This window comes from Deltaproteobacteria bacterium (genome assembly GCA_016208165.1).
Taxonomy (GTDB): domain Bacteria; phylum Desulfobacterota; class Desulfarculia; order JACQYL01; family JACQYL01; genus JACQYL01.
Map to the genome: position 1 here is coordinate 1 of JACQYL010000036.1, position 11,934 is coordinate 11,934.

Sequence of the window (11,934 nt, forward strand, 5' to 3'; positions counted from 1 at the left end):
GTGGGACGAGGTGCTCACGGATCTGGACGCGTTCAAGGCCGTTCATTTCCAATGGGACGACCGGGAATACCTGCTGCGAACCGAGTTCCAAGGCTGCGCCCACAGCGTCTTTCAGGCCGTGGGCGTGAAACCGCCCCCGACTCTGCAACTCATAAGCTTGTGAACGCGTAGTGCCAAGAACACTTTTGTCTCTTGTAACCCGTTGATATGCCAAAACCTTTTCTTAACAACTGTTGAACTTGAGTCTAAAGAAACCATGAGCCTCGCCCGAACCACACCGCGAAGAATCTCATCACCAGTTAAACGTAAACTGAGAGTACGGCAGGGACAAGTCCCGGACGTCCGAGTCCGAAACGAGTTGCGGATACCTGGACCGGAGGTTAGTGAAGTCTTTCCTGAACCGTTCGGTGTCTTGTTCAAATCGGTCTTGAATGAGAATGCGGACCATGCTCGGCCGTTGTGATACCTCCGGGGGCACATTGCCTTTGAGTTCATCGGGGCGGAACAGGTTTATGTCCAGCCGTCCGAGGTACAAGGCCGGGACCGCGCCTACCACTGTGAAGCGCAGCCGCATGACATTGAAGGTGTCCGCCTTTCCGATTTCGTACGTGCGCTGCCATCCTCCACCGAATGCCTCGGTGGCGTGCCATACATGCAACGCCAAGACCTCGTAGTCACCGTCCGGCAGATCCACGGTCAACAACTGATCCTTGGCCCGGCCTTCGTACAACACGCGAGTCTTAACGTTGACGAAACTAATGGCCACTTGATCATTCTTGGACAGGTTTCCCTGGTAGTAACTCCCCACACCCAGAAAGGCCACTTTGTCCACCGGGCGTTGGGTCGAGAGGTCCATGGGCGTCAACGAAGCGCACCCCACACAAAGGGTCAACAGACAGAACGTCGCCGGGAGCCAAAGAAAGGGGACCGCTCCGGCCCGGCGAACCGTCCGGGTACATGGCTGTCGTGGAATCGTCATATGAAGGCCACTATAGGGATAGAGGAACACCGCTGTCAAGGGACACCGAGCCATACCCGCCATAAATACCTCCGGCGACACATGGAAAAGAATCCGGGGCAACGCTGCAACGCTGCTTGCCGGGACTGTTCCGACGCCGCGGAAAGGTCACTGTACACTTCCCAACCCCTCCTCTCGGCGGGCTTATCCGATTTACGCTCCTTTAGACCGGGTTTGCAGACGACGTGGGTGGTGTTCCGGGGGCTGACGGAAAATATGGTAACATAAAGTTCCCGGCACTGGATACGGAATCGGTGTGCCCGGGCAAAAAGAACCGGTCCGGGGACTGAAATCCGAATCGCCTGCAGGGACCTCACAAGGCCAACCCATCAGCACATTGACCATATATTGTCATAATGGCGGAAAAGATACCATCGGACCCTGGCTTATTCTTGAAGCGTTCGGCTGGAAAGCGCGGCGGCGGCAGGACCTGCGTTGCGCAGCATTTCGTGGCGGGTATGCTAATCCAAGTATCTATTTTCATTACATCCATTAAGATCAGCTCATTCCCGTTCCGTCGTTTTCGTATACACGTGCTCATGCATAATTGATTCCGAACGCCATAACCTGTTTGTTTTTCAGTTTAATTTTTTTCGTTAGCGGGCCCTCTCCGGTTCTCATCCATTCGGCGCCGGCGTTCTCCCATAGCCTGGTCTTGGGGCCCTCCACCCGCGGCTTTCAGCCGTGGGGAGCGGGTCCGGAGCCTCCTGCCGGATTTCAATCCCACCTGCGAATGACCATTTCGGAGCCCCTGCACTGTTTCGAGTTTATAACACTTTTCTTCTAGCCTTCTTGCGGTACGGTCTAAATCTTGTATATAAGTCAATCGGGAAATTTCTGATGCGCTTTAGGGCATTTCTTAGCATACCGTTTCGGCGCTCGGAAATTGGCTCAGATCGACGGGCATGAACCAGGGATGATCTCCGTCCCAGGGTTCTCCCCGCAACACAAATCCCAAACAGAGGAGGACCTTTCTTCATAGAGAGGCGCGGATCGACGGGTCCGGTTAAAGGGCGATCCAAACCGGGGGCTTCAATTTTCAACGTTAATTCCAGAGTAGGAGAACACTGTTTTGCAAGAAAGAAAATATGGGACTCTAATCCACGTTGCAGTCATCCTGTTGAGTTTGATGCTCTGCTTGTCGACCGCTTGGACGGTTTTCTCGGAGGAAAGGCGCTGGGACAAGGACCGATCCAGTAAATTCCACCCCGATGACGATGACCATGACGATTCCGCTACCCCCGCTCCACCCGGCAACGGTGGAGGTTTCGGCGGCGGCTCCGGTCAGCACGCCGCCCTCAGCTTTCGGGACTATCCCGGAAACTGCCTGTCCTGTCACAGCGACGAAGCCGGCGAGATGCTTCAATCCACCCACTATCAATGGGTGGGCGATGCGCCGGATATGGTGAACGGCGTGGGTTTGAAGCAGGGTAAGCTCACCAACGCGGTAAACAGTTACTGCATTAACATCCTGGGTGATTGGCCGGTTTGCGGATCCTGTCACGTGGGCCGAGGCAAGCGTCCCGACGACGTTACGGCGAACCTCGAAAACATCGACTGCCTTGTTTGCCATAGCACGGAATACGCCGCCCAGCGGGTCCGGCTGCCGGACGGTTCCATGGGAGCGAGCAGCCCCACGGACAGTATGGTCCAAAATGTAAGCGCTCCCACCCGAGCCGACTGTCTGTCCTGCCACGCCAAGGCCGGCGGCGGGGACGCCGTCAAACGAGGAGATCTCTCCCTGGCTACGATCGACAACGCCGATCCGTTCTTTGACGTACACATGGATTCGAGCGGCCCCGACCTGGCCTGCCAGCGTTGCCACCAGTTCGAGAGCCATCGGGTCATCGGCAAGGGATCGGATCTACGTCCCACCGACGATCTTTCCCGAGGGCCTGAAGTGAGTTGTCTGACGTGTCATCAGGACAAGCTTACCAGAGACGGACACCCTTCGGACAAGATCCATACCCACGTAGCCAGGGTAGCCTGTCAGAGCTGTCATATTCCGACCTATGCCAAGGTGGCCACTGAAACCCACCGCGACTGGCGAACCCATCAGAATGGGACGCCGGCCGACGGCGTCTCCGGACCCGGTCATCCCTACACCGAAAAGTCGGCCGACCTGATCCCGGTGTATCGATTCTGGAATCGTCTGAGCGACAACGCCCTGTTGGGCGACGACATCCGGGCGACCTACGATTCGTCAAACGGCGCCTACGCCACTTCCCGCCCGGAAGGTTCCGTGGATGATATCGGGAGCAAGCTGTTTCCCTTCAAGTACAAGACGGGGACTCAGCCCAAAACCGCTTCCGATAACCGGCTCATTGCCCTGGATACGTTCGAATATCTCAAGGCTTCCGGCAACGTGACCACGGCCATACAAAAGGGCCTGGTCAACATGGGATATCCGGCCAACACACCCTACGATTGGGTCGTCACGGATACGTATCAGCTATTGAACCATGGCATCGAGCCTTCCTCCGCCGCCCTCCAGTGCAACGATTGCCACGGGGGGACCGCCCGAATGGATCTGCAGGGAGACTTAGGTTACCGGCTTAAAGCAGCGACCCCCTCCCTTTGCACCCAATGTCACGGCAGGAAGAAACAGATGAGCTTCGAAAAGTTGCACGTCAAGCATGTCAAAGACAAGAAACTCGACTGCAGCAACTGCCACGATTTCTCGAGGCCGGAGCGAGGACTTCGCATGAGCTACAGAGGTGATTGATCACCCTGAACCTGCACTACGAGCGCTGCCGGACAGCGCTCGTAGTGCTTTTGACGAAACTCGGGGAAGCGAAACGGCGGGTTCCTTCGAGTCCGGTTTCCGTGTGATTTCATTTACCATTTCTCTTGTAGAAACAATTTTTTCTACCTATCCGATATTTAGGTCTAAATACTGTGCAGGTTTTTTCCGATACAAACCTCACTCAGACCGCCAGGTCTGTCTGAACGCCGACCGCGGTCGTTCATCTCGACCGCTGAAGCGAATTCCCGACCAGGAGAACAGTGTGGTGCGAAAAAGACGATATGTGGCTCTTACCCTCGTTGCAGTGATCACCTTCAGTTTAATGCCTTGTTTGTCAACCGCTCGTACGGTCCGTTCAGACGAAGGGAGCCCGGACCCGGACCCATCACGCCATCTTCAACCGAGTGCAGCCGTTTCCGGCAACTCCGGCGATCCTGATCAAGCGGCGGACCGCCGGGATTTCCCCGGCCTTAACAAATCTCTAGGCATCCAAAGCCGCGCAACGCAGCCGCCGGTGAGCATTCGGCTGTACCAAATCCTTCTTACCATACTCCTGTTGGACAACGGAGAAGTGGGAGGAGGCGCTGGAGCTTCAAATCGGCACGCCGACCTCACTTTTCAGGACTATCCCGGAAACTGCCTGTCCTGCCACAGCGACGAAGCCGGCGAGATGTTTCAATCCACCCACTACCAATGGTTGGGCGATGCGCCGGATATGGTGAACGGCGTGGGTTTGAAGCAGGGTAAACTCACCAACGCAGTGAATAGTTACTGCATTAACATCTTCGGTGATTGGCCGGTTTGCGGTTCCTGTCATGTGGGTCGCGGCAAGCGCCCCGATGACGTTACGGCAAATCTTGAAAATATCGACTGTCTGGTGTGCCATAACGCCGAATACGCCGCGCAGCGGGTCCGCCTGCCGGACGGTTCCATGGGAGTGAACAACCCGACGGACAGCTTTGTCCGGAATGTTGGGGTTCCCACCCGCGCCGGCTGCCTGTCCTGTCACGCCAAGGCCGGCGGCGGGGACGCCGTCAAACGGGGCGATCTTTCCCTGGCTACGATCGACAATGTCAATCCGTTCTTTGACGTACACATGGATTCGAGTGGTCCCGACCTGGCCTGCCAGAACTGTCACACGTTCGAAAATCACCGGGTCATCGGCAAAGGTTCGGACCTGCGTTCCACCGACGATCTTTCCCGGGGATCGGAAGTGAGTTGCCTGACCTGTCACCAGGAGAAGCTCACCACGGGCGGCCACTCTGCTATCACGATTTACAACCACGCGACCAGATTGGCCTGTCAGACCTGCCATATCCCCTCGTACGCCAAGGTGGCCACCGAAACCGACCGCGACTGGCGGACGCATCATGATGGGACGCCGGCCGACGGCGTCTCCGGCCCCGGTCACCCTTATACGGAGAAAATGTCCGATCTGATTCCGGTGTATCGATTCTGGAATCGTTTGAGCGATAACGCGCTGCTGGGAGACGACGCCCGGCGAATGTTCGATTTACGGCAGAGCGGCGCCTACACTACGTCTTTCCCCATGGGCGGCATCAATGACGCTGGAAGCAAGCTGTTTCCCTTCAAGTACAAAACGGCGACTCAGCCCAAAACAACCTCGGATCACAGGCTCATCGCCCTGGACACCTTCGAGTACCTCAAAGCTACCGGCAATGCGTCCACAGCCATACAAAAGGGTCTGGCGAACATGGGATATGCGTCCGACACACCCTACGAATGGGTCGTCACGGATACGTATCAACTTTTGAATCACGGCATAGAGCCTTCCTCGTCGGCCCTTCAATGCACCGATTGCCACGGCGAAACCGGACGCGTGGATCTCCAGGGAGAGCTGGGGTATGAGCCAAAAGCTCCCCTTTCTTCGCTTTGCACCCAATGTCACGGCAGTAAGGAGCAGATGAGCTTCCAAAAGCTGCACGACAAGCACGTCGGAGACAAAAGACGCGACTGTGGCAACTGCCACAACTTTTCGAGACCGGAAAGAGACCTTCGCTAGCCCGGGGATCACCGGCGCAGCTGCGCAGCTTAAACGGCGATCCTCTTTTACCCATTTCCGGGGGGAACGTTCGAGAGAGGTTCCCCCTCCCTTCCCTCTCAGACCCCTCAGTATCCAGCCGCAATGCCCGAATGGGCGGGTTTGAAACCCGTCCTTGCGCTCGAATGGGTTGAACGATTTCGAATTGCTGCAATCTACGGACGCCGCGGGTAGGTTCGAAGGTAATCCTGGTGCGTTCCGCACACATTCCCAATGGCGAGCCTGACAAGGTTGGGACAAGACTCAAAACCCAACCGACACGGTTGTATAGATCGGGCTGTCGCAGTGGGCAAACCCTTTGTCCCGAGACCATCCCCGCACGCGAGGTCAAAATAGTTCTGGACAATGTGATCTTGTCCCATTATTAGGACACTGTCCCCTAAAGACGGAAATCGTTAATCTATGGAGCCGGTATGTCCCCCAATGAACGAAACATTCTCACGGTGACCTCTTTCGGTCATTTCATGAGCCATTTCAATATGCTGGTTTTCCCGGCCCTGGTCCTTCCCCTGACCGCTCATTTTAGTCTCGAGCTGCCTCAGGTGCTCGCCCTTTCCTTCTGGATGTATCTGTTGTTCGGCGTCACCGCCCTTCCCTGGGGCCTGCTGAGCGACACTTTCGGCGCCAAGCCTATGTTGTTCCTCTTTCACGGAGGCGCAGGGCTGTGCGGTCTCGCCGCCGCGTTTTTCATGGACTCTCCCTGGCGCTTCTCCCTCTGTTTGACGGGCATTGGGCTGTTCTCGGGAATCTATCACCCCGCGGGACTAGGTATGATCTCCAAGGGCATGTCCAGGATGAGTGTGGCCATGGGATATAACGGCATGGCCGGCAACGCGGGATTGGCTTCGGCTCCCATCCTGGCCGGAATGATCAACTATCGTTTCGGACCTCAAGCCGTATATCTGTTTCTGGGAGCCCTCAACCTGCTCGGGGCCGTAGTGATGTTGCTCATGCCGTGCGCCGACCCGGAAAACAATGCAAAACCCAACCACCATTCGGCAAGAAGCTTGTTTACGGGCTTCGCGGTGTTGTGTGTATGCATGATGCTTGGAGGCGTGGCTTACCGGGGAAGCACCGTCATCCTGCCCACTTATTTCGAACTTAGAACCCAAACCTTGTTCGAGGCGCTCAGCAGTTTCCAATGGTGGCCGGCTTCCAGGAACGTCGCGGCAACGGCCCTCACGTCCCTGGTATTCGTTGTGGGCATTTTGGGGCAGTATGTCGGAGGGCGCGCGGCCGAGCGCTTCGATCCCAGGAAAGGGTATCTGCTGTTTCATTCCGCGGCCCTGCCCATGGCGCTGCTGATGGCCTACGCCACGGATCTCCCGTTATTCCTGGTAACCATGTTTTATATGCTCTTCTTGTTGGGCATGCAGCCTATCGAGAACACGCTGGTGGCCAGGCTTACGCCGGAAAAGATCAGGCACAGCGGGTACGGCATCAAATTCGTCCTCACCTTCGGCGTGGGTGCGCTGGCCGTACGCATGGTGGGCTGGATCGAGCGCGGCTGGTCCTTATCCGCCGTATTTGTAGCCATGGCCTTAGTGTCGCTTGGCATCGTGGCCTTTATCCTGCTCCTCAGGGGAGTAACGCGGTCCATGCGGCTTGCTGACTGATAGACAAACCGATTCGTTCAAGGAGATACCATGATCGCCCAACTTTCGGTGTATCCCATCGGGGAAGGCACCAGCGTCAGCCGTTTCGTCAAGAAGGGCATAGCGGTGATCCGGGAATCCGGGTACACTTACGAGATCGGCGGCATGTCCACCAGCGTGGAAGTACCGGACCTCGACGCCCTGTTTCAACTGGTCAAGAAGGTGCATGCGGCCCATGCGGAGGCGGGAGCGCAGCGAATCGTCATCGATCTGAAAGTGGACGATCGACGGGACAAGCGGGCCACTCTGGTCACAAAGAAAGCCTCCGTTACATGAATCATCCGGACAGAATGAACTAATGTGACTCAGCACCAGGAGAATACCATGGATATCGCGAGCCCGGAACGAACACGAGTGGGCTGGATCGGCACAGGGATGATGGGCCGATCCATGTGTGGTCATGTGCTAAAGGCCGGCTACCCCGTGGTGGTGTTCAACCGAACCAAATCCAGCGCCGAGCCGTTACTCGACCGAGGCGCCGGGTGGGCGGATTCTCCGGCGGATGTGGCGCGCCGGACGGACGTCTTGTTCTCAATCGTGGGATATCCTCAGGACGTTCGCCAGGTATACCTTGGAGAGAACGGAGTTGTTTCCGGAATGGAGAAGGGACGCGTCATCGTGGACATGACCACGAGTGAACCTTCCCTGGCTGTCGAAATCGCCGTTGCGGCGGAAACCCGGGGTCTGCACAGCCTGGACGCTCCGGTCTCCGGAGGGGACGTGGGCGCCCGTGAAGCCCGCCTTTCCATCATGGTGGGTGGAGAGCGGGATGTTTTTGACGCCGTGATGCCTCTGTTTCAAACCATGGGCAAGAGCATCCGGTACATGGGTCCCGCCGGGGCGGGTCAGCACATGAAAGCCGCCAACCAGATCATGGTGGCGGGCACCATGGTGGGCATGGTCGAGTCCCTGCTGTATGCGTCCAAAGCCGGCCTGAATCCGGACCAGGTCATCGAGGTGATCTGCGGGGGCGCCGCTGCCTGTTGGTCCATGGAAAACTACGGTCCTCGCATTGTCAAAGGAGACATGGAGCCCGGCTTTATCATCCAACATTTCCTCAAAGACATGAACGTGGTGCTGAAGGAAGCGGAGTCCATGAATCTTCCCCTTCCGGGCGTTTCCCTGTCCAAACAGCTTTATATCGCGGCGAAAGCGCACGGGTACGGGGAACGGGGAACACAGGCCTTGTTCCGCGCCATGGCAATTCTCGCCGCCGTGGACGAACATCCGGCGGGAAAACCTCCCAAGGAGGAGTGATGAGGCAGATCAACATCATTCTCGGGGGCGCCGTTTTCAGAGCAGAGCCGGCGGATACCTCCACGGCCGACAAGATTTGGGAGGCTCTTCCCATAGAATGCGCTTTTAACACGTGGGGCGACGAGATGTATTACAGTATCCCGGTGGAAGCCGATTTGGATTCCACCGCCCGGGAAGTGGTCGAACTGGGAGATTTGGGCTACTGGCCTTCGGGCAATGCGTTCTGCATCTTTTTCGGAGCCACTCCTATGAGTCGAGGGGACGAAATTCGTCCGGCGAGCGCCGTAAATGTGGTGGGAAAAACGTTGGACGACCCGAAAGGCCTGAGAGCGCATATCCACGAATCCGGCATCCGCATCGAAGCGGGGTAAGGGAGCCCTTCTCTTGGAGGCGATTTCCAAGCTCGCCTGGATCGTTATTACGGCCCTGGTCGCTTACTGGGTCGTCCGCAAACTTCTAGCCTGGCAAATGAACAATGCCATGCAGGAAGTGGTCGCAGAACTGCAAGCGCAGCGGGCCGATTCTCCTGCCAACGCGGTTGCTCTCAAGTATGCCGGGAAAACATACTATCGGCTGGGGCTTCGCGATTATCGACCCTATGCCCTGACCGTGTTGTTGCAGGAGGGCGCCGTGGCCGTTACGGAAGAAGGACATTACTATCTGACGGGAAAAGCCGTTGAGAAGAAGTTCGGAATTTGAAACCTCCGGTCGTATGCATTATTCTCCGGAACGACCGGGCGGCCTCCGCAATCGCTTGGTGTGACTCGATCGGCGTTTGGATTCGAGCCGCCTCGTTATCGACGCCCTTGTGGGCGCGGTGGCGCGTCGTGGTCGAGGTTTCTCGGCTGCCTTACGAATCAGAGTGATTAGTCGCTCCATCGCATCCTTGCGATTTCGTTCCTGAGTGCGAAAGCGAGCGGCGTGGATGATGAGAACCCCGGCTGAAGTCACGCGTTTGCCTGCAAGGCGCAGCAAACGGTGGCGAACGTCTTCAGGCAGACCGGGGGAATTTTTAATATCGAAGCGAAGCTGCACCGCGGTGGCCACCTTATTGACGTTCTGGCCGCCGGGACCCGACGAACGAATGAAATCCTCCTCGATTTCCTTTTCGCCGATGGCTATGTTGCTCGTAATTTCGATCATGTCCGGTCAACGAGGAACCCGGTAGTCGATCCAGGGGATGATGCCGACAGCTCGTCCTCTAAAGCCGATCCGAGTCCTACTGCAATAAGGCGCACATTTTGTCTCAAAATTCATACTTTACGTTGAAGGCCGATCCCACCAGGTTGTACAGCTCGGCCTTTCTGTTGATGGCTCTGGCCAACTTCTTTGCCATGTCCAGCTTCGGAAGTTTTTTTCTCTTTCCCCTCTTCATATCGGAGCGGGGGGGCTCCAAAGCCGATATAGGCATCATGATGGGAGCCTTCGCGCTCTCGTCCGTGCTCTGCAGGCCCTATATATCTCAAATGGTCGACCGCATTGGACGAAAACGAAGCTACAGCATCGGTTGCCTGATCATGGCATGTTTACCCTTGGTGTATCTCTGGTTCCAGGGCGAACTCAGCGGATTTTACCTGCCTCTGCTTCTCGTACGGCTGGTCCATGGCGTGGGCCTCGCCATCTGTTTTACCGCAGCGTTCACCTACATCGTGGATGTCATCCCTCCATCACGCCTGAACGAAGGCATCGGCATGTTCGGAGTTACAGGCCTTCTGGCGTTAGGCGTTGGGCCGCTAATCGCCGAAATCATTGTACGGGATTTCGGTTTCAATATGTTCTTTGTCAGTGCAAGCGTTCTCGGAGCCGCCGGCCTCGTGCTGCACCAGCCCTTGCCCGAATCCTACCTCAAGTCGGACGGCACGGACGTTCCATCGTTCTTCTCGGTACTCTTTCAAAGACGAACGTTTGTCGTGGCGTCGCTGTCGCTGCTCTTCGGTTTCGGCCTGGCCGCCTCGGGCGGATTCGTGGCCCCGTTTGCCAAGGAAAACCATCTGACATTTGTTTCCCTCTATTACCTATCCTATTCGTCAGCCGCCATTGTGACCCGGGTATTCGGAGGCAAATTTGCGGATCGGGTAGGCGAGGAGCGCATTCTTCCCTATGCACTGACTCTTACCGCTTTGGGTCTCTGGTTGCTCATCGTTTTGTGGGGAGACTCGACCCTGCTGGTCTCGGGCCTGCTGTCCGGCTGCGGGCACGGTTTTCTGTTCCCCTGCCTCAATGCCCTGGTCATCCGCGATCAGCCCATCCACATCCGCGGCAAAGTCACCGGTGTCTTTACCGGAAGTATTGACACGGGCGCGTTCGCGGGCTCGATCCTGCTCGGATACATTGGCGAGTCCGCAGGATATGGGGCTCTCTTTTTCGTGGCCGGATTATCGCTTCTAGCGGGTCTCGCGATCTACCCGCGCCAACCGACCCGGACATAGTACATGCTCTTGTGATGGTTCGCTGAGCAGGGTTGGTTGAACGAACAAACCCGACGAATACGTCCACGCACGTCGGCATACGCTCGAAGCGCTCACTAACCCGACCCATGTCACTGAGGGGAACTTCTCAATGTCACCCTCGGGACATCGGTTCCGCGTTTGCGGCGCAACCTCAGATCCCCTTGGTTCGCACCCGATCGTCGTGCATCAATCTGGCCTGGGCGCCCTTGCTCACCTGGTAGGAACGATCGAATTCAGACCAGAAGTCTTTGCTTTCTTCCTTCCAGTTCGGTCCGAACCTTTCGTCAAAGTAAGCGCCAAGTTTCTCAAAAAGCAGTTTCCAAGGAGGAGCGCCCTTTTCACAGTGTTCGAGAAGTTCGTTCAGAAACGTGTCCAGTTCGGCCAGCTTCTCTTTAGGCAGATAGGAAATGGCTCCCTTACGAATGGAAGCCATGAGGGTTTCCGGATTGATGGCGTGAGCCGTAAGTATGACGGCGGGTATTCCGCGTTCTACGGCCTCGTCCAGCAACCTTAGGCCGTCTACGCCCATAATGTCCAAAATGGCCAGGTCGTATTTCGTGTCATTGATCTTTTGCGATGCGGAGTCATAATCCCACGCCACGTCAATCTCGGCCTCGTCCAGAATGTCCTCGATGGTTTCCAGGACGTCCTGTTCGTCGTCCACCGCAAGTATATGTTTCCCTTTGATGTAGGACTTGGTTTCCACCATTCCGGTTCCTCCTTTTGACATCCCCAACTCCTGTAAG

Annotated in this window: 12 protein-coding genes; 9 read left to right on the forward strand and 3 right to left on the reverse strand. The window is 56.6% G+C overall.

Going from position 1 to position 11,934, the window contains the following annotated elements:
- The coding region (locus HY788_07905) for a hypothetical protein (GenBank protein MBI4774088.1) at nt 1-163 on the forward strand (163 nt) is incomplete at its 5' end.
- A gap of 129 nt (nt 164-292) precedes the next feature.
- Here HY788_07905 and HY788_07910 read toward each other — a convergent pair.
- Nucleotides 293-1,042, reverse strand: coding sequence for a hypothetical protein (locus tag HY788_07910; protein MBI4774089.1), 750 nt, complete (start codon nt 1,040-1,042; stop codon nt 293-295).
- Nucleotides 1,043-2,090: 1,048 nt separating this feature from the next.
- On the opposite strand from HY788_07910, the gene HY788_07915 reads away from it, so the two are divergent.
- From HY788_07915 to HY788_07945, 7 genes are all read left to right on the forward strand, one after another.
- Entirely contained in the window at nt 2,091-3,743 is a 1,653-nt protein-coding gene (locus tag HY788_07915; protein ID MBI4774090.1) for a hypothetical protein, read from the forward strand.
- A gap of 283 nt (nt 3,744-4,026) precedes the next feature.
- Nucleotides 4,027-5,787 (forward strand): hypothetical protein, encoded by a 1,761-nt coding sequence (locus tag HY788_07920; GenBank protein ID MBI4774091.1) that lies wholly within the window; start codon nt 4,027-4,029, stop codon nt 5,785-5,787.
- Between the two features lie 452 nt (nt 5,788-6,239).
- A complete protein-coding gene (locus HY788_07925) occupies nt 6,240-7,442 on the forward strand; it encodes an MFS transporter (protein ID MBI4774092.1) in 1,203 nt (400 codons plus the stop codon).
- A gap of 30 nt (nt 7,443-7,472) precedes the next feature.
- Nucleotides 7,473-7,757, forward strand: a complete 285-nt coding sequence (locus tag HY788_07930) for an MTH1187 family thiamine-binding protein (GenBank protein ID MBI4774093.1) — start codon at nt 7,473-7,475, stop codon at nt 7,755-7,757.
- A gap of 48 nt (nt 7,758-7,805) precedes the next feature.
- Nucleotides 7,806-8,738 (forward strand): NAD(P)-dependent oxidoreductase, encoded by a 933-nt coding sequence (locus HY788_07935; GenBank protein ID MBI4774094.1) that lies wholly within the window; start codon nt 7,806-7,808, stop codon nt 8,736-8,738.
- Nucleotides 8,738-9,109 (forward strand): hypothetical protein, encoded by a 372-nt coding sequence (locus tag HY788_07940; protein ID MBI4774095.1) that lies wholly within the window; start codon nt 8,738-8,740, stop codon nt 9,107-9,109. Before HY788_07935 ends, HY788_07940 begins: the two co-directional genes overlap by 1 nt.
- Nucleotides 9,110-9,122: 13 nt before the next feature.
- On the forward strand, nt 9,123-9,437 hold the full coding sequence (locus HY788_07945) for a hypothetical protein (GenBank protein MBI4774096.1): 315 nt from the start codon (nt 9,123-9,125) through the stop codon (nt 9,435-9,437).
- Between the two features lie 18 nt (nt 9,438-9,455).
- Here HY788_07945 and arfB read toward each other — a convergent pair whose 3' ends face one another.
- Nucleotides 9,456-9,881, reverse strand: coding sequence for an aminoacyl-tRNA hydrolase (gene arfB / locus HY788_07950; GenBank protein ID MBI4774097.1), 426 nt, complete (start codon nt 9,879-9,881; stop codon nt 9,456-9,458).
- Nucleotides 9,882-10,048: 167 nt separating this feature from the next.
- Between arfB and HY788_07955 the strand changes: the two genes are divergently transcribed.
- Nucleotides 10,049-11,167, forward strand: a complete 1,119-nt coding sequence (locus HY788_07955) for an MFS transporter (protein MBI4774098.1) — start codon at nt 10,049-10,051, stop codon at nt 11,165-11,167.
- Between the two features lie 172 nt (nt 11,168-11,339).
- Here the strand turns inward: HY788_07955 and HY788_07960 are convergent, their stop codons facing one another.
- Nucleotides 11,340-11,897 (reverse strand): response regulator, encoded by a 558-nt coding sequence (locus HY788_07960; protein MBI4774099.1) that lies wholly within the window; start codon nt 11,895-11,897, stop codon nt 11,340-11,342.
- Between the last annotated feature and the right edge of the window lie 37 nt (nt 11,898-11,934).